General features: G+C 69.4%; 15 protein-coding genes. 3 read left to right on the forward strand and 12 right to left on the reverse strand.

Translation table 11 applies throughout. The annotated features are described in order from the left end of the window. Positions 1-62: 62 nt before the first annotated feature. On the reverse strand, positions 63-1,127 hold the full coding sequence (gene fba / locus U1F38_RS05000) for a class II fructose-bisphosphate aldolase (RefSeq protein ID WP_409985955.1): 1,065 nt from the start codon (positions 1,125-1,127) through the stop codon (positions 63-65). Between the two features lie 140 nt (positions 1,128-1,267). Between fba and U1F38_RS05005 the strand changes: the two genes are divergently transcribed. Next, positions 1,268-1,819 (forward strand): phosphatase PAP2 family protein, encoded by a 552-nt coding sequence (locus tag U1F38_RS05005; protein WP_409985956.1) that lies wholly within the window; start codon positions 1,268-1,270, stop codon positions 1,817-1,819. 39 nt (positions 1,820-1,858) lie between these two features. Here U1F38_RS05005 and pyk read toward each other — a convergent pair whose 3' ends face one another. From pyk to def, 7 genes are all read right to left on the reverse strand, one after another. After that, the gene (gene pyk, locus U1F38_RS05010) at positions 1,859-3,292 is read right to left on the reverse strand and encodes a pyruvate kinase (RefSeq protein ID WP_409985957.1); all 1,434 of its coding nucleotides are present in this window, start codon (positions 3,290-3,292) and stop codon (positions 1,859-1,861) included. A gap of 68 nt (positions 3,293-3,360) precedes the next feature. After that, entirely contained in the window at positions 3,361-4,566 is a 1,206-nt protein-coding gene (locus U1F38_RS05015) for a phosphoglycerate kinase (RefSeq protein WP_409985958.1), read from the reverse strand. 65 nt (positions 4,567-4,631) lie between these two features. After that, positions 4,632-4,979 (reverse strand): AzlD domain-containing protein, encoded by a 348-nt coding sequence (locus tag U1F38_RS05020; protein WP_409985959.1) that lies wholly within the window; start codon positions 4,977-4,979, stop codon positions 4,632-4,634. Then, the gene (locus U1F38_RS05025) at positions 4,972-5,799 is read right to left on the reverse strand and encodes an AzlC family ABC transporter permease (protein ID WP_409985960.1); all 828 of its coding nucleotides are present in this window, start codon (positions 5,797-5,799) and stop codon (positions 4,972-4,974) included. The genes U1F38_RS05020 and U1F38_RS05025 overlap by 8 nt, the downstream gene beginning before the upstream one ends. Continuing rightward, the gene (fmt, locus tag U1F38_RS05030) at positions 5,796-6,776 is read right to left on the reverse strand and encodes a methionyl-tRNA formyltransferase (protein WP_409986147.1); all 981 of its coding nucleotides are present in this window, start codon (positions 6,774-6,776) and stop codon (positions 5,796-5,798) included. The genes U1F38_RS05025 and fmt overlap by 4 nt, the downstream gene beginning before the upstream one ends. A 265-nt stretch (positions 6,777-7,041) precedes the next feature. Then, the gene (locus U1F38_RS05035) at positions 7,042-7,554 is read right to left on the reverse strand and encodes a hypothetical protein (RefSeq protein ID WP_409985961.1); all 513 of its coding nucleotides are present in this window, start codon (positions 7,552-7,554) and stop codon (positions 7,042-7,044) included. Next, a complete protein-coding gene (gene def / locus U1F38_RS05040; protein ID WP_409985962.1) occupies positions 7,551-8,081 on the reverse strand; it encodes a peptide deformylase in 531 nt (176 codons plus the stop codon). Before def ends, U1F38_RS05035 begins: the two co-directional genes overlap by 4 nt. 143 nt (positions 8,082-8,224) lie before the next feature. On the opposite strand from def, the gene U1F38_RS05045 reads away from it, so the two are divergent. Then, positions 8,225-9,511 carry a LysM peptidoglycan-binding domain-containing protein gene (locus U1F38_RS05045; RefSeq protein ID WP_409985963.1) on the forward strand — a complete coding sequence of 429 codons (1,287 nt, stop codon included), beginning with the start codon at positions 8,225-8,227 and terminating at the stop codon, positions 9,509-9,511. Positions 9,512-9,562: 51 nt separating this feature from the next. Continuing rightward, positions 9,563-10,720, forward strand: a complete 1,158-nt coding sequence (dprA, locus tag U1F38_RS05050) for a DNA-processing protein DprA (protein ID WP_409985964.1) — start codon at positions 9,563-9,565, stop codon at positions 10,718-10,720. A gap of 21 nt (positions 10,721-10,741) precedes the next feature. On the opposite strand, the gene U1F38_RS05055 is transcribed toward dprA, so the two are convergent. The 4 genes from U1F38_RS05055 to yajC all read right to left on the reverse strand — a co-directional run bounded on the left by U1F38_RS05055 (position 10,742) and on the right by yajC (position 17,053). Further along, positions 10,742-13,351 carry a DUF1631 family protein gene (locus tag U1F38_RS05055; protein WP_409985965.1) on the reverse strand — a complete coding sequence of 870 codons (2,610 nt, stop codon included), beginning with the start codon at positions 13,349-13,351 and terminating at the stop codon, positions 10,742-10,744. Between the two features lie 136 nt (positions 13,352-13,487). Continuing rightward, positions 13,488-14,441 carry a protein translocase subunit SecF gene (gene secF / locus U1F38_RS05060; protein ID WP_409985966.1) on the reverse strand — a complete coding sequence of 318 codons (954 nt, stop codon included), beginning with the start codon at positions 14,439-14,441 and terminating at the stop codon, positions 13,488-13,490. A 97-nt stretch (positions 14,442-14,538) separates the two neighbouring features. Then, on the reverse strand, positions 14,539-16,419 hold the full coding sequence (gene secD, locus U1F38_RS05065) for a protein translocase subunit SecD (RefSeq protein WP_409985967.1): 1,881 nt from the start codon (positions 16,417-16,419) through the stop codon (positions 14,539-14,541). Between the two features lie 307 nt (positions 16,420-16,726). After that, positions 16,727-17,053: a preprotein translocase subunit YajC gene (yajC, locus tag U1F38_RS05070; RefSeq protein WP_409985968.1), complete on the reverse strand. Its 327-nt coding sequence runs from the start codon at positions 17,051-17,053 to the stop codon at positions 16,727-16,729. Positions 17,054-17,122: the final 69 nt, after the last annotated feature.

The following is a 17,122-nucleotide window of genomic DNA, read 5'->3' on the forward strand; positions in this document are numbered from 1 at the left end:
GCTGGCGCTTGTTGGGCAAGCGCGAGCAGCTCCTGATTTGATAGTTAGTGCGGTGCGGCGGCTTACTTGACCTGCTGCGCCAGCTCGCCTTGGGCGTACTTCTGGGCCATCACCGACAGCGGCATGCCCTTGACCTTGGCGCCCTGGCCTTCGCAGCCGAACTCCTGGTAGCGCTGCTTGCACACCGCCTTGGCCGCCTCGCGCGCGGGCTTCATCCACTCGCGCATGTCGAACTTGTCGGGGTTCTCGGCCTGGAACTTGCGCACCGCGCCGGTCATGGCCATGCGGATGTCGGTGTCGATGTTGATCTTGCGCACGCCGTGCTTGATGGCCTCTTGAATCTCCTTGACCGGCACGCCGTAGGTTTGCTTCATCCTGCCACCGAACTGGTTGATGATGGCCAGCAAGTCCTGCGGCACGCTGCTGGAGCCATGCATCACCAAATGGGTGTTGGGGATGCGCGCGTGGATTTCCTTGACGCGGCCGATGGCCAGCACGTCGCCCGTGGGCGGGCGGGTGAACTTGTAGGCGCCGTGGCTGGTGCCAATCGCAATGGCCAGCGCATCCAGTTGCGTGGCCTTGACGAACTGCGCGGCTTCCTCGGGGTCGGTCAGCAGCTGGCTGTGGCTCAGCTTGCCGGCGGCGCCCACGCCGTCTTCCTCGCCGGCCTCGCCGGTTTCCAGGCTGCCCAGGCAGCCCAGCTCGCCCTCCACCGTGGCGCCGATCCGGTGGGCCATGGCCACCACCTGCTGGGTCACTTTGACGTTGTAATCGAAGTCGGCCGGGGTCTTGCCGTCCTCCTTGAGGCTGCCGTCCATCATGACCGAGCCAAAGCCCAGCGCCAGCGCGCCCTGGCAGATGGCGGGGCTGGTGCCGTGGTCCTGGTGCATCACCAGCGGGATGTGCGGATACGCCTCGGCGGCCGCCTGGATCAGGTATTTGATGAAGTGCTCGCCCGCATATTTGCGCGCGCCGGCGCTGGCCTGCAGGATGACGGGCGCGCCCACCTCGTCGGCGGCCGACATGACGGCCTGCACCTGTTCGAGGTTGTTGACGTTGAAGGCAGGGATGCCGTAGTTGTGCTCGGCGGCGTGGTCGAGCAGCTCGCGCATGGAGACCAGAGGCATGGCGGGAAGTCCTTGAAGAGTCGAAAAAGCGGCGCGCGGGCAAGCCGTTGCCCAAGGGGCAAGTTTAACGGACAGCGTGCGCCTCAGGCGCCCCTAAGCCGCGCCCACTACACTGCGCGCCGCACTGCGCCTTTGCCATCATGAACGCCCTGGACCACGCCCTGTTTCTGTCGCTCAACCTGGGGCCCGGCGCGCCGCCCTGGCTGGTCGAGGCCACGCTGGCCTTCAGCGCGTCGCTGCTGTACGTGGCGGGTGCGGCCGCGCTGGTGGTGGCGCTGGCGGCAACCCCGCCGCAGCGCCGCGCAGCGCAGCGTGTGCTGCTGGCCATGGTGCTGGGGACGCTGGCGGTGGAGTTGCTCAAGCGCGGCTTCAATCGCCCGCGGCCCATGGCGCTGGGCCTGGGCCAGCAGTGGCTGGCGCACGAGGCCGGCCACAGTTTTCCCAGCGCCCACGCCACGCTGGCCATGGCCTGCGCGCTGGCGGCGGCGATGGCGCCGCTGCCGGGTGGGACGCGGGCGCTGCTGATGGGCCTGGCGCTGGCCGAGGGCTGGAGCCGCATCGCGGTGGGGGTGCACTTTCCGACCGACGTGCTGGCCGGCTGGTGCCTGGGCGCGCTGTGCGCCTGGGCGGCGTGGCGCCTGCCCGTGCCCGATGACGCGCGCCTGCGGCAATGGCTGGCGCGCTGGCGGTAGCGGCCGCTTTTTTGCTGCGGCGGGCCGACCCGATCGCGGTCAGCCGACGCGGCAGATCTTGAGCATGTTGGTGCCGCCGGGCGCGCCCATGGGCTCGCCGCAGGTGATGGCGTAAATGTCGCCCGACTCGACGATGCCCTGCTTTTTCAGGTGCGCCTCGGCCTGCGCCAGCGCCTCGTCGCGGTGGGCGCTGGTGTCCATCAGCAGCGGGCGCACGCTGCGGTACAGCGTCATCTTGCGCTGGGTGCCCACCTTGGGCGTGAGCGCGTAGATGGGGATGCGCACGCGGTGGCGGCTCATCCACAGTGCGGTCGAGCCCGATTCGGTCAGCGCCACGATGGCCTTGACGCGCAGGTGGTAGGCGGTGAACAGCGCGCCCATGGCGATGGTCTGGTCGATGCGCTGAAAGTCCGCGCCGCTGAAGTCGGCGTCCAGCTCGGCGGCGTCGTGCTCCTCGGCGGCCAGGCAGATGGCAGCCATCTGCTGCACCGTCTCCAGCGGAAACTTGCCGGCCGCCGTCTCGGCGCTCAGCATCACGGCGTCGGTGCCGTCCAGCACGGCGTTGGCCACGTCGCTCACCTCGGCGCGCGTGGGCACCGGGTTGGTGATCATGCTCTCCATCATCTGCGTGGCGGTGATCACCAGCTTGTCGGCGCGCCGCGCCATGCTGATCATGCGTTTTTGCAGCGCGGGCACGGCGGCGTTGCCCACCTCCACCGCCAGATCGCCGCGCGCCACCATGATGCCGTCGCTGGCAGCCAGGATTTCGGCCAGGCGCGGGATCGCCTCGGCGCGCTCGATCTTGGCGATCAGCTGCGGCTTGTGGCCCCACTCGGCGCCCGCCACGTGGCACAGCTGGCGCGCCATTTCCATGTCGGTGGCGCTCTTGGGAAAGCTCACCGCCACGTAGTCCGCGCGCAGGGCCATGGCGGTCTTGATGTCCTCCATGTCCTTGGCCGTCAGCGCCGGCGCCGTCAAGCCGCCGCCCTGCTTGTTGATGCCCTTGTTGTTGGACAGCTCGCCGCCCAGCTTGACGGTGGTGTGCACCGCCTCGCCGCGCACGGCGTCCACCGTCAGCACGATCAGCCCGTCGTTGAGCAGCAGGGTGTCGCCGGCCTGCACGTCGCGCGGCAGGTCCTTGTAGTCCAGGCCCACGCCATGCCCGTCGCCGGGCTCCTTGCGGGCGGCGTCCAGCACGAAGGGCTGGCCGGGCTCCAGCATCACCCGGCCCTCGGCAAAAGTGCCCACACGAATCTTGGGGCCCTGCAGGTCGGCCATGATGGCCACCTCGCGCCCGGCGCGCTGGCTGGCGGCGCGCACCAGTTCGGCGCGCTGCGTGTGGTCGGCCGCCTTGCCGTGACTGAAGTTCAGGCGCACCACGTTGACGCCCGCGGCGATCATGGCCTCCAGCAGGGCCGGATCGCTGGAGGCGGGGCCCAGGGTGGCGACGATCTTGGTGGCGCGGTGGGGCATGAAGGGCTCGCGGGTGAATCAATGGACGCGGTCATTCTGACACGCTGCCATGACAGCCGCGGCCCGCGTCAGCCCGCGGCGCGGCGCTGCAGGATGTCCAGCGCCGGCAGGGTCTTGCCCTCCAGCATTTCCAGAAACGCCCCGCCGCCGGTGGAGATGTAGCCCACCTTGTCCTCGATGCCGTATTTGGCAATGGCGGCCAGCGTGTCGCCGCCGCCGGCCAGGCTGAAGGCGGGGCTGGCGGCAATGGCGCGGGCGATGGTTTTGGTGCCGTTTTCAAACGGCGCCATCTCGAACACGCCCACCGGGCCGTTCCAGACGATGGTGCCGGCCTGCATGAGCTGCGCGGCTAGGCGCTCGGCGGTTTGCGGGCCGATGTCCAAAATCATGTCATCGGCCGCCACCGCGTTGGCGGCCTTGATGCTGGCGGCCGCATCGGCCTTGAACTCGGTGGCGGTCACCACGTCGGTGGGGATGGGCACTTGCGCGCCGCGCGCGGCCATGGCGTCCATCACGGCGCGCGCCTCGCCCACCAGGTCGGCCTCGGCCAGGCTCTTGCCGATGGGCAGGCCGGCGGCCAGCATGAAGGTGTTGGCGATGCCGCCGCCCACGATCAATTGATCCACCTTGGCCGCCAAAGCCTGCAAAATAGTGAGTTTTGTGCTGACTTTGCTGCCTGCCACGATGGCCACCAGGGGGCGCTTGGGCCGCGCCAGGGCCGGGGTGATGGCGTCGATCTCGGCGGCCAGCAGCGGGCCGGCGCAGGCCACGGGGGCGAATTGCGCGATGCCGTAGGTGGTGGCCTCGGCGCGGTGGGCGGTGCCGAAGGCATCGTTCACGTAAATGTCGCAAAGAGCGGCCATTTTGCGCGAAAGCGCTTCATCGTTCTTTTTTTCGCCTTTGTTGACGCGGCAATTCTCGAGCAGCACGAGCTGGCCGGGCTGCACGCTGACGCCATCCACCCAGTTTTTCTGCAAGGGCACCCCAGTGTCGTAAGGGTGGCCCAGCAACTCGCCCAGGCGCTTGGCCACGGGGGCCAGCGAATCGGCGGGCTTGAACTCGCCTTCGGTGGGGCGGCCCAGGTGGCTGGTCACCATCACCGCTGCACCGGCGTCCAGGGCCATGCGGATGCAGGGCACGCTGGCGCGGATGCGGGTGTCCTCGGTGATGGCGCCGGTGTCGTCTTGGGGCACGTTCAGGTCGGCGCGGATGAAAACCCGTTTGCCGCGCGCGGCGCCCTGGGCGCACAGGTCAGAGAAGCGAATGACGTTCATGACAAATCGGAAGAAGGGGAGGAGAAGGGACGGCTGGACAGCACCGACGATTGTAAAAAGGCCGCCTACAGGCCAAAGCCCACCCGCAGCACCAGGTACACCACCAGCCCCAGCACGATGGAGACGGTGAGGGCCTGGCGATCGCTCCGGCGCCAGAAGCACCAGCCGGCGGTCACCAACGCGCCCCAGGCCTGCGCGCTGTTCCAGGGCCACACCCAATGGCCGCCGGGCATGAGGATGTCGGGGGCGATGGCGGCGGTCAGCGCCGCGATGGGCGCATACGGCAGGCCGCGCTGCAGCCAGCGCGGCAGCTGCAAGTCGCGGTTGCTGAAGAACAGGCCGCAGCGCGTGAGCACGGTGATCGCCGTCATGCCGACGATGATGAGCAGCGTCCAGCCGCGCAGCTCACCCACGGCCCGGCTCCGCCGCGGGCTCCAGCCACCGCCCCGCCCACACGCTGCCCGCCAGCGCCACCGCAATGGCCACCACGATGCCCAAGCGATAGGGCAGGCCCATGGCCAGCACCGCCGCGCCGGCGGCCAGCAGCGCCGACAGTGCGCGCGTGCGCGAGGAAATCAGCGAGCAGGTGACGGCCAGCAGGGCCAGCGTGCCGGCAAACTCCAGCCCCCAGCGCGCCGGCAGCGCCGCGCCCAGAAAAATGCCCAGCATGTTCAGCGACTGCCAGGACAGCCAGTTCCAGCAGTTGCCGCCCCACAGGTAGGCCAGTTGGGCGCGGCGCTGGCGCTCGGTCTCGGCGGGGCTGGGAAAGCGCTGGATGAACATCACGTAGGTCATGTCGCCCATGAAAAAGCCGAGCCAGATGCGCGCACCGCGCGGCAAAAAGCGCAGGTACTCGCGCAGATGCACGGCAAACACCAGAAAGCGCAGGTTCACGCACAGCGCGGCCGCAAAGATCACCCACATCGGCGCGCCGGCGGCAATCAGGGGCAGCGCGGCCAGTTGCGCGCTGCCGGCAAACACCAGCACCGACATCAGCACCGACTCGCCCACGCTCATGCCGCTGCCCACCATGGCCACGCCGGTCATGAAGGCCCAGGCCGACAAGCCCACCGACACGCCCGCCATGTCGCGCACGCCCACCCAGAACAAAGGGTGGCGCGCCGTGCGCGCCCAGCCGTCGATGCGCCGCGCCAGTCGGGCGGGCAAGTCGCCGGCCGGCGGCAGTTCGGGCGGCAGTTCGGGCGGCCGCTCAGGCGGCAGTGGCAGGCTCATGTGGCGCTGGCTCCCCTACCGCCCAGCATCTGGCCGGGCGCCAGCGCAAAGCCGGCCAGAAACTCGCGTGCCGGCAGGCGCTTGCCACCGGGGCGTTGCAGCTCGGTCAGGCGCAGCGCACCGCCGCCGCAAGCCACCGTCACGCCGGCGTCGTTGACTGAAACAATCTGCCCGCAGCCCGCATTGGACAAGCGCAAAGCACTATCGATTTCAGAGTTCCAGATCTTGATCACCGTGCCGCTGGCCTGCGTACTCGCGCCCGGGAAGGGGTCGAATGCGCGCACCCGCCGCTCGATCACCGCGGCCGGCTGCGCCCAGTCGATGGCCGCCTCGTGCTTGTCGATCTTGTGCGCGTACGTGACGCCCTCGGCCGGCTGCGGCACGGGCGCCAGCGTGCCGGCGCCCGCCTGGTGCAGCGCCTGCACGATCAGGCGCCCGCCCAGCGCGGCCAGCTCGTCGTGCAGGCGCGCCGTGGTGGCCCGAGCGCCGATCGGCACGCGCTCGGCCAGCAGCATGTCGCCCGTGTCCAGGCCCGCGTCCATCTGCATGATGGTCACGCCCGTCTCCGCATCGCCCGCCTCGATGGCCCGGTGGATCGGTGCCGCCCCGCGCCAGCGCGGCAGCAGGCTGGCGTGAATGTTCAGACATCCGAGCCGCGGCAAAGCGAGCACCCAAGCGGGCAGGATCAGGCCGTAGGCGGCCACCACCATGACATCCGGGCGCGCGGCCTGCAAGGCCTGCTGCGCGGCGGCGGCGTCATCGGGGTATTTGCCGTCCAGCCGCAGGCTGCGCGGCTGCGCCACGGCCAAGCCATGGGACTGGGCCAGTTGCTTGACCGGCGAGGCCTGCAGCTTCATGCCGCGCCCGGCCGGGCGGTCGGGCTGGGTCAGCACCAGCGGCACGTCAAAGCCGGCGTCCAGCAGCGCCTGCAAGGCCTTCGCGGCAAATTCGGGGGTGCCGGCAAAGGCCACTCGGATGCTCATGAATCGATAGCTATTTGCGCTTTCTGGACAAGCGCTAGTGCCTTGTTTTATCCAATTGTTGTCACGCGCTCAAACACCACCTGCCGCAGCGCGTGAAGCCCAAGGAGCCCAAAGGCCGCCGAAACCCCAAGAGCCAACCGGCCGCGGAGCAGGCCATCCCAGCGATCGCCGCGGAAGGGCTTGGCCCGCCCGCTGGCGATGCCCCCTGCAAGGGGGTGGGCGAAACAACGCGCCAGCGTGTGGAGACTGGGGGTGTGCATCACCGTGTCTGGATCTCATCGGCCACGTTCTCGTCGCCGGTGGACCAGCCGCGCACCACGCCGGCGGGGTCGATGTCGATGAACAGCAGTCGCCAGGTGGGGCCCTCCAGATAGCGCCAGACCCAGATCTGGCCCTTGAAGTTGTGCACCGCCTCGATGCGCGCCGGCGGGCCGTACTCGCGCAGCACGTCCTGGCGCGTCCAATGGTTGGGCTGGATGCGCTGGCCGAACAGGCCCGCGCTCAGCGCCTGCTCGACGCGCGCCACGCGCCCCTGGGCGTCCAGGTCGATGTTGACAACCCGCTGGCCGGCCGGCTGATACGAGTACTGCAGGCGCTCACCCGCACCGCCGGCGGCCGGATACGTGGCGCTCGGCGCGCCCAGCTCCTGCCGCAGCTGCGCCTGCGGCGTACCGACGGCCACGCGGCCCGGGTCCGCCAGCAGCGCGCAGCCGCCCAGCAGCAGGGCGGCGCCCAGCCACCCCAGCCGGCGCGCGACGGCCCTTGCGGTCATACCGGCTCCCGCACCCGCTCGGCCTTGTCCTGGCGCTGGGCCTTCTGCAGCTTGGTCTTGATGCGCCCGCGCTTGAGCGGCGACAGATATTCCACGAACACCTTGCCCAGCAGATGGTCCATCTCATGCTGGATGCACACGGCCAACAGGCCATCGGCGTTGATCTCGCGCGCCTGGCCGTGTTCGTCGAGCGCCCGGATGCGCACCTGGGCGGCGCGCTCCACGCCGTCGTAGATGCCCGGCACCGACAGGCAGCCCTCCTCGCCCATCACGCGTTCGGCGCTGGCCCACAGCAGTTCGGGGTTGATCAGCACCAGGGGCGCGTTGCGCTCTTCCGACACATCGATCACCACCACGCGCTCGTGCACGTCCACCTGGGTGGCGGCCAGGCCGATGCCCTGGGCGTCGTACATGGTCTCGATCATGTCCTTGACCAGCGTGCGAATGCGCTCATCGACGGCCGCCACGGGCCGGGCCACCTTGTGCAAGCGGGCGTCGGGATAACGAAGAATGGGGAGCAAAGCCATGGCCGATGTTGGAAAGATGTCGCTATTTTCGCCACTTTTCACCATTGACGCTGCCACAGCCGGCCAATCTCGTTGCTCCAAGTCGGCTTCGGTTGCAAAATGTGTAGTCATTTGTCAAGCGCAAGACGCCAGTTTGTAAAACAATGAAACTCATTTTTCCTGCACGTACAGCCTTGCGGCTGGCTCCGCTCGGCTGGCTGGCGCTCGCCGCCCTGGCCGCAACGCCCGCCCACGCGCAGCGCGGCATCCACGCGCCGGTGACGGCCACGCAACGCGCCACGGCCCAGCAGACGGCCGCGGCGGGCGTCCCGATCTCCGAGCTGGCGCCCGACGCGCCCGACGAATACACCGTGCGCCGCGGCGACACGCTGTGGGGCATTTCGGGCAAGTTCCTGCGCTCGCCCTGGCGCTGGCCCGAGCTGTGGGGCATGAACCTGCAGGACATCCGCAACCCGCACCTGATCTACCCCGGCCAGCAGCTGGTGCTGGAGCGCGACGGCGAGCGCGCCCGCCTGCGCGCGCGCCGCGGCGTGGACGGCCAGCCCGGCGAGACGGTGCGCGTGACCCCGCGCAACCGCATCGAAATGCTGGACGCCAACCCGCTGCCGACCCTGCAAACGCACCTGATCGAGCCCTTCCTGACCGAGCCGTTGGTGGTGGATGACATCGACAGCTTCACCCAGGCGCCGCGCCTGGTGGCGCTGCGCAACCAGGACCGCGTGCTGGTGGTCAAGGGCGATCGCGCCTATGCGCTGGGCCCGGACAACGCGCCGCTGCTCAAGGGCGCCGCCCGCTCCGACGACTACCGCGTATTTCGCACCGCCAAGCCGCTGAAGGACCCGGTCACGGGCGAGGTGCTGGGCTTCGAGGGCCAGTACGTCGGCCGCGTCAACCTGGTGCGCAGCCAGGGCGCCACGGACGAGGTGATCGAGGCCGGCGCCTCCGGTCAGCCGGCCACCGGCGAGGTGTACCCCACCGCCGTGGTCGACGACGGCGGGCCGCGCCACGTGGCCATCCCCGCCACGGTGGACGTGGTGGCCAACAAGGAAGAAATGCGCGCGGGCGACCGCCTGCTGCCCGAGCCGCCGCAGCAATACCGCAACTACGTGCCGCGCGCACCGGCCCAGCCGGTGGATGCGCGGGTGGTGGCGGTGTATGGCGATGCGGTGCGCTTTGCCGGCAACAACCAGGTGGTGACCATCAACAAGGGAGAGCGCGACGGCATGCACAGCGGCGATGTGCTGGCCCTGATGTCCACCGGGCCGCGCCTGGTGGACAAGACCGACGGACGGCGCGAGGCCATCCAGCTGCCGGACGAGCGCAACGGCCTGGGCATGGTGTTTCGCACGTTCAACCGCGTGTCCTACGTGCTGGTGATGCAGGTGAGCAGCCCGGTGCAGGTGGGTGACAAGCTGTCCAACCCCAAGTGACCTTGCCGGGCCGCTGCCCCGCTTGCCATCCCTCCCGTGCAGGCGGCGCCCATGCCTGAGGACGAACTGGCCGCCTGGCTGCGCCTGACGCTGACCCCGGGCGTTGGCAACGACACCGCCCGCCGCCTGCTGGCGGCCTTCGGGCTGCCACAGGCCATCTTCGCGCAGGGCAGTGCGGCGCTGCGCCAGGTGGTGACGCCCGTCCAGGCCAGCGCACTGGCGCAGGCGCCCGAGGGCCTGCCGGCCTTGCTGCACGCCACGCTGGCCTGGCTGGCCGGCGCCCAGGCGGGCTTGCCGCGGCGTGTCATCACGCTGGGCGACGCAGCCTATCCCGGCGGCCTGCTGGCCATCGAAGACCCGCCCGTGCTGCTGTACGCCACCGGGCAGTTGCAGTTGCTGCAGCCCGCTTGGCCGGGCCCGGCGTTGGCCATGGTCGGCAGCCGCAACCCCACGCCGCAGGGCGAGCAAAACGCGCGCCAGTTTGCCCGCCACCTGAGCGCGGCCGGTTTGACCATCGTGTCGGGCCTGGCCCTGGGCGTGGACGGCGCCGCGCACGACGGCGCGCTGCTGGCGGTGGACGAGGCCGCGCCCGCGCAGCGCCTGGCCACCGTGGCCATCATCGGCACCGGCATTGACCGTGTCTATCCGCGCCAGCACCGCGCGCTGGCGCACCGCATTGCCCGCCATGGCCTGATCCTCTCCGAATACCCGCTGGGCACGCCGCCGCTGCCCGCCAACTTTCCCAAGCGCAACCGCCTGATCGCCGGCCTGGCGCAGGGCACGCTGGTGGTCGAGGCGGCGCTGCAATCGGGCTCGCTGATCACGGCGCGGCTGGCCGCCGAGCAGGGCAAGGAGGTGTTTGCCATCCCGGGCTCCATCCACTCGCCGCAGTCGCGCGGCGCGCATGCCCTGCTGCGCCAGGGCGCCAAGCTGGTGGAGACGGCGCAGGACGTGCTGGAGGAGCTGCGCATGCCGACGGCGGCGCCTGCACCCGTTGCCGACAAGCCGGGTGAGCAAGCCGCGACGCCGGACTCGGACAACGCCGCGCTGCTGGCAGCCCTGGGCGCCGACCCGGTGGGCTTTGACGCGCTGCAAGCGCGCACCGGGCTGCCCACCGACGTGCTGCAGGCGCGCCTGCTGGAGCTCGAACTCGAAGGCCGGGTCGGACGACTGCCCGGGGGCCTGTTTCAGCGCCTGGCCCGGGCGTGACCGCTGCGGCGTTGCCGGCGCTTATTGCAACATCTGGCCCGGCTGCACTTGCAGCTTGGCCAGCGCCTCGCGCGTGGCGCGCACGGTGAGGGCCTCATCCTCCAGCGGCACCAGCAGACCCGCCTGCAGATAGGCGGCCAGGCGCTGGGTCTGCACCAGATAGTTTTTGCCGGCGCTGCTGGAAAACAGGTGCAACTGGCCGCGCGCGCTGCGCCAGGCGTACTGCACCTGCACCGTGCTGCCTTGATGCTCCAGGTTGAACCAGGTGCCCAGATCGAGCTGGCGCGCCCATTGCACGATGGCCTCGGGCGGCTGCGAGCCGCCGGTGGCAATCACCTCCACGGTGGCGCCCTGCTCGCCGAACATCAGCTCGATCATGCCCGGATCCAGCCACAGGTCGCCCTCGGGGTCGTCGGTGACCACGTCCTCCAGCGCCGCCAGCTCGTGCGAGAGTTCGTCGAGCTGCGCGGGCGACAAGCCCTCGCCGCGCGCCATGAAGGCCTGCATCACGGCGTCGTTGATCCGCTTGATCTGGCGATCTTGCTGCTCGGCGGGCAGCGCCAGCAGCGTCATGCCTTCGCGCAGTCCGTGCAGCAGGCCCGGCAGCTGCTGCACCACGCGCGTGCGCTCGGCGCGCTCGGGCTTGGCGCTGACGGCCCACAACAGATCGGCGGCGGCCTGCTTCAGGCGCAGGGTTTCGGCGGCCTGCGCGCCATGGCGCACGGCGGCAACGGCCAGCACGTCCGACCAAGTGCGAAACAGGAAGTCGCGCACGTCCTCGCTCACCGGCAGGCTCGCCAGCATGCGGCGCAGCTCGATGGTGTACTGCACCGCCAGGGCTTCCTTTTGCTCGACCTGCTGCGCCAGCGTCGCAGCCTGCTGCACGGTGCCCGCCTCGGCCAGCGAACTGCCCAGGAATTTCTTGAACTCGCCCAGCATCAGCTCATACACGCGCCGGCCGGTCTCGGGGTATTGCTCGATCACCTGCACGATGCGCCTGACCTCGCGCTCCAGCCGCTCGTCGGTGATCTTGGCGGCATCGAAGCCCAGGGCGCAGGCGCCCATGCGGTCGATCAACTGGCGCGCCGGGTGCTCGACCGAGGCAAAGAAGTCCGGCTCGGCCAGCGCCAGACGCAGCACCGGAATCTGCAGGCGGGCAAACCACACGCGGATGCCCGGCGCGATGCGCTCCTCGGCCAGGATGGCCTGAAACATCAGCGCGACGATCTCGATGATGGCCTTTTCGCTCGGCTTCTCGGCCTTGGCCTTGAGCTCGGTGGCGCGCTGGCGCAGCTGCGCGGCCACCACGCCCACGTCGGGGACGCCCGGAAGCGAGGTGTCGCCGCCGCGCCCCATCAGCACCGTGGCGGCAAACGCCGGATCGGGCTCGGCCAGCGCCTGCGCCAAGGGGGGCGAGGGTGCGGCGGGGACGCCCGCCGAGTCGTAGTCCGCGACGTGATCGGACAGCAGGCGCCGGATTTGCCCGAGCACCCCCTGCGCCCGCTGGCGCACGCGCGCCATCGGAGACAGGCCGGTGACCATGCGGGTTTCTTGCGCCGCGCGCGCCAGATCGGTGGGCCGCACGCCCGCACGCCAGCCGGTGGTTCCACCGTCAAGCCCATCCGCACCCCAGCCGGCCGCCGTGGTCGGCGCGCCGATGTTGCGCCCGCCCACCCAGCGCTCGCCGCCGCGCGGGGCATAGCGCCCCGGGGCATCCGCGCCATCGCCGCCCATGCCGCGCTGGGCGCGCGGCTCCGATGTCCCGGCGGCGCCGCGCGCCCCGTACGCCGGGTTCATGCCGTGGCCCATGGCACCGCCGTACGCGCTGCCATACGCGCCGCCCTGGGCCCCCGCACTGCCTGCCTGCGGCTCATTCCAGTCGGAACCGGTGGTCGGCCCGGACGTCCGGCCCAAGGCACCCGGCCCGCTGGGCGGGGCGGATGGCCGCGCGCCGGGCCCCGGCCCACCGCTGGCGCGGGGGCGCGCCTTGAGCTCCAGCTCGGCGGCCACGCCGTGTTGTTCCAGAAAAGCGTTGGCCTGCACGTAGGCATCCTTGAACTGCTCGGCCAGGGCTTTTTGCACGCCGGCGTGCACCAGCATCCACATGGAGCGCGTCAGGCCGTTGTCGGTCCAGGCCTTGATCAGCCCCTGGGCCAGCACCTCGGGGCGCAGCGGATCGGCGGCGGCCAGGTCCTCGTTGCGCTCGAGCCGCCGCATGCGCAGGCGCAGGTCGTTCCAGGGGCTGGCCGCGGCCTCGGCCACGCCAGCGCCCACACGGGACGCAATGATCTTGCCCTCGACCACGTCGTCGTCGACCAGGCCGAAATCCAGCGATTGCCTTGCCGCGGGGCGCGTAGCTTGGTCCTGGCTGGCCTTGACCGCCGCCGCCCATTGGCGACGCGCGCCATCGACCCAAGCGGCGCGCACGCGCTTGAAGGCGCCGCCCGCTTCCATCGCCGTCGACAGCTCGGCCATCGACATCCGGGTGTTGCCGCGCAGGGCGCCGTCCAGCTGCGAGTCGATCACCGCGCCGAGCGGATCGATCATGGCGTCGACCGCGCGCACGAAGCGATCGCGCACCTGGCGCGCGAGGCCAGGCTCCGGTCGGGCGAGATGCGGCGGGGTCACCATGGGCGAATCGAGGATGGGTCAGTATCGCACGCACCGCATCCGAAAAAGCCCGGCGCGGCGTGACAAATGACTAAGGCGATGCCGAATAAGTCACTGCGATGGTGCGCGGCGTGCAGGGGACTTGTTCAGCATTGCCCTATACCACCGCGCCGGCGTTGGGGTCGTTCGGGTCGGTGCCGCCCGAGCGGTGGGACTTGATCAGGTCCTCGCGCTTGATGCCCAGCCACATGGCCAGCGCGGCGGCGACGAACACCGAGGAGTAGATGCCGAACAGGATGCCAATGGTCAGCGCCACGGCAAAGTAGTGCAGGGTCTCGCCGCCGAACAGCAGCATCGACAGCACCATGATCTGCGTGGAGCCGTGGGTGATGATGGTGCGGCTGATGTTGGCGGTGATGCCGTGGTTGATGATCTCCACCGTGCTCATCTTGCGAAAGCGCCGGAAGGCCTCGCGGATCCGGTCGAAGATGATGACCGACTCGTTGACCGAGTAGCCCAGCACGGCCAGCACCGCCGCCAGCACCGACAGCGAGAACTCCCACTGGAAGAAGGCGAAAAAGCCCAGGATGATCACCACGTCGTGCAGGTTGGCGATGATGCCGGCCACGGCGTACTTCCACTCGAAGCGCAGCGACAGGTAGATCATGATGCCGATGACCACGAAGGCCAGCGCCTTCAGACCGTTGGAGGCCAGTTCCTTGCCCACCTGCGGCCCGACGAACTCGTTGCGCCGCAACTCCACACTGGCATCGTCGGCCTGCAGGGCCTTCATCACCTGCTGGGTCTGCTGCGCCGAGGTTTCGCCCTTTTGCAGCGGCAGGCGGATCAGCACGTCGTGCGAGGTGCCGAAGTTCTGCACCTGCGCGTCGGCGTAGCCCATCTTGTTCATGGCGCCGCGCACCTTGTCCAGGTCGGCCGGCTGGGTGTAGGCCACCTCGACGACAGTGCCGCCGGTGAACTCCACCGACAGGTGCAGCCCGCGCGTGACCAGGAAGAACACCGCCAGCGCGAAGGTGAGGAAGGACACGATGTTCAACACCAGCGCATAGCGCATGAAGTTGTAGTCGCGGTGGATCTTGAAAAACTCCATGTGATTTTTCTCCTTTGAATGGAGTTTTCAGTGAAGGGTCACATCTGCGCGAATGCGCATGTGAGCCGCAACTAAGAATTCCATGGTCTTGCTCCGCTCAGCCGGCCGTGGTCAGCTCGGTCTTGGCCTGGGGCTTCCAGACCGTGCCGATGGACACGCTCTTGAGCTTTTTCTTGCGGCCATACCAGAAGTTGACGATGCCGCGCGAGAAGAACACGGCCGAGAACATCGAGGTCAGGATGCCGATCACGTGCACCACGGCAAAGCCGCGCACCGGGCCCGAACCAAAGGCCAGCAGGGCCAGGCCGGCGATCAGCGAGGTGACGTTGGAGTCCAGGATGGTCGCCCAGGCGCGGTCGTAGCCGGCATGGATGGCCGCCTGCGGCGACATGCCCTCGCGCAGCTCCTCGCGGATGCGCTCGTTGATCAGCACGTTGGCGTCGATGGCCATGCCCAGCGTGAGCGCCACGGCCGCCATGCCGGGCAGCGTCAGCGTGGCTTGCAGCATCGACAGAATGGCCACCAGCAGCAGCAGGTTGAAGGACAGCGCGATCGACGAAAACACACCGAACAGGTGGTAGTACAGCGTCATGCACACGACGATCACGACAAAGCCCCACAGCACGCTGTGAAAGCCCTTGCTGATGTTGTCGGCGCCCAGGCTGGGGCCGATGGTGCGCTCCTCGATGATCTCCATCGGCGCGGCCAGCGAGCCGGCGCGCAGCAGCAGGGCCAGGTCGTTGGCCTCGGTCACGCTCATCGAGCCCGAGATCTGAAAGCGCGTGCCCAGCTCGGCCTGGATCACGGGCGCCGTCAGCACCTCGCCCTTGCCCTTTTCGAACAGCACGATGGCCATGCGTTTTTTCAGGTTCTCGCGGCTGACGTCGCGCATGATGCGCCCGCCCTTGGCGTCCACCGTCAGGTCCACCTTGGGCTGCTGCGTCTGCGAGTCGAAGCCCGGCTGCGCATCGGTCAGGCTGTCGCCCGAGATGATGACCTGGCGCTTGACCACCACCGGCGTGCCGTCGCGCTCCAGGAATTTCTCGTCGCCGAAGGGCACGGGGCCCTGGCCCAGCGCGGCCGCGCGGCCTTCGGCGCTGTCGTCCACCAGGCGCATCTCCAGCGTGGCGGTGCGCCCCAGGATGTCCTTGGCCTTGGCCACGTCCTGCACGCCGGGCAGCTCGACCACCACGCGGTCGGCGCCCTGCTGCTGGATGACGGGCTCGGCCACGCCCAGCTCGTTGACGCGGTTGTGCAGCGTGGTGATGTTCTGCTTGATGGCGTTGTCCTGCACGCGGCGCAGCGCCTCGGGCTTGAAGCCCATCACCAGCCGGCCGCTGTCGGCCGCCTGGTTGGGTGCGATCAGCAGGTCGGGGAACTTGTCCTGCACCACGCGGCGCACGGCGTCCAGGCCGGCGGCGTCCGCCACGCGCACCTCGATGTTCTGGCCCTCGCGCGTGATGCCGCCGTGGCGGATGTTCTTGTCGCGCAGCGCCACGCGCAAATCGCTCACCTGCGTGTCCAGGTTCTTGGTCAGCGCCGTGCGCATGTCCACCTGCAGCAGAAAGTGGACGCCGCCGCGCAAATCCAGCCCCAGGTACATGGGCTTGGCGTTAATCGACAACAGCCACGAGGGCGTGCGCGAGACCAGGTTCAGCGCCACGATGTAGCCCGGATCGGACGCGTCGGGGTTGAGCTGCTTTTCAACCAGGTCCTTGGCCTTGAGCTGGGCGTCAGTGGTGTCGAAGCGCGCCCACACCGAGCCGCCTTCCAGCGTGAGCTGGTTGGGCGGCGTGCCGGCCTTTTGCAGGACGTCCTCGACGCGCGCCAGGGTGTCGGCGTCGATCCGGGTCACGGCCTTGCCGGCGGTCACCTGGATGGCCGGCGCCTCGCCGTAGAAGTTGGGCAGGGTGTAGAGCACCCCGATCACCAGGGTGATGAAGATGATCGCGTATTTCCAGAGTGGATAGCGGTTCATGAGGGCAAGACCAAATCAAAAACGAAGGCTCAAACGGCCAGTGCGCCCCGCCCAAGCCGCGAGGGGCGACACGCGTCGCCCGGGTCGCACGAGACCCAAAGAGCCAAGAGGCCGCGGAGCAGGCCATGCCAGCGATCGCCGTGGCCGGGGTCTCCCCGGTCACTGGCGAGCCTTGCAGGCCGCGCCGGGCCAGTGGCCCGGCCCCTCGCCAGCCAACAAAAGGCCCACCGGACCTTTTGTGCGCAGGCTCGGCCCCCTGCAAGGGGGTGGGCGAAACATCGCGCAGCGAGTGGAGACTGGGGGTGATTCACTTCAACGTGCCCTTGGGCAGCACCTGCACCACCGCACTGCGCTGCATCTGCACTTCCACGCCGGGGGCGACCTGCACCGTCAGGGTGCCCTCGCCCAGCGCGGTCACGCGGCCCAGCATGCCGCCGGCGGTGGCCACTTCGTCGCCCTTGGCCAGGGCGTCGATCATGGCGCGGTGCTCTTTCTGCTTTTTCATCTGCGGGCGGATCATGATGAAGTACAGCACCACGAACATCAGCACCAGCGGCAGCATGCTGGTCAGCGAGGAGGTCAGGTCGCCGCCAGCGGCGGGGGCGGCTTGGGCGTAGGCGTTGGAAATGAACACGGGGGTGGGCTCCTGTGGCAATGGGCAAGTGCGGCAGCGCGCGCGAACGGGCGCCAGGCCGGCGCTGCC

Source organism: Ottowia sp. (assembly GCF_046348305.1).
Taxonomy (GTDB): Bacteria; Pseudomonadota; Gammaproteobacteria; order Burkholderiales; family Burkholderiaceae_C; genus Ottowia.

Coding starts and splice junctions, on each gene's coding strand:
- fba (WP_409985955.1), bottom strand. CDS start 1,127: ATGCCTCTGGTCTCCATGCGCGAGCTGCTCGACCACGCCGCCGAGCAC.
- U1F38_RS05005 (WP_409985956.1), top strand. CDS start 1,268: ATGAACGCCCTGGACCACGCCCTGTTTCTGTCGCTCAACCTGGGGCCC.
- pyk (WP_409985957.1), bottom strand. CDS start 3,292: ATGCCCCACCGCGCCACCAAGATCGTCGCCACCCTGGGCCCCGCCTCC.
- U1F38_RS05015 (WP_409985958.1), bottom strand. CDS start 4,566: ATGAACGTCATTCGCTTCTCTGACCTGTGCGCCCAGGGCGCCGCGCGC.
- U1F38_RS05025 (WP_409985960.1), bottom strand. CDS start 5,799: ATGAGCCTGCCACTGCCGCCTGAGCGGCCGCCCGAACTGCCGCCCGAA.
- U1F38_RS05035 (WP_409985961.1), bottom strand. CDS start 7,554: ATGACCGCAAGGGCCGTCGCGCGCCGGCTGGGGTGGCTGGGCGCCGCC.
- def (WP_409985962.1), bottom strand. CDS start 8,081: ATGGCTTTGCTCCCCATTCTTCGTTATCCCGACGCCCGCTTGCACAAG.
- U1F38_RS05045 (WP_409985963.1), top strand. CDS start 8,225: ATGAAACTCATTTTTCCTGCACGTACAGCCTTGCGGCTGGCTCCGCTC.
- dprA (WP_409985964.1), top strand. CDS start 9,563: ATGCCTGAGGACGAACTGGCCGCCTGGCTGCGCCTGACGCTGACCCCG.
- U1F38_RS05055 (WP_409985965.1), bottom strand. CDS start 13,351: ATGGTGACCCCGCCGCATCTCGCCCGACCGGAGCCTGGCCTCGCGCGC.
- secF (WP_409985966.1), bottom strand. CDS start 14,441: ATGGAGTTTTTCAAGATCCACCGCGACTACAACTTCATGCGCTATGCG.
- secD (WP_409985967.1), bottom strand. CDS start 16,419: ATGAACCGCTATCCACTCTGGAAATACGCGATCATCTTCATCACCCTG.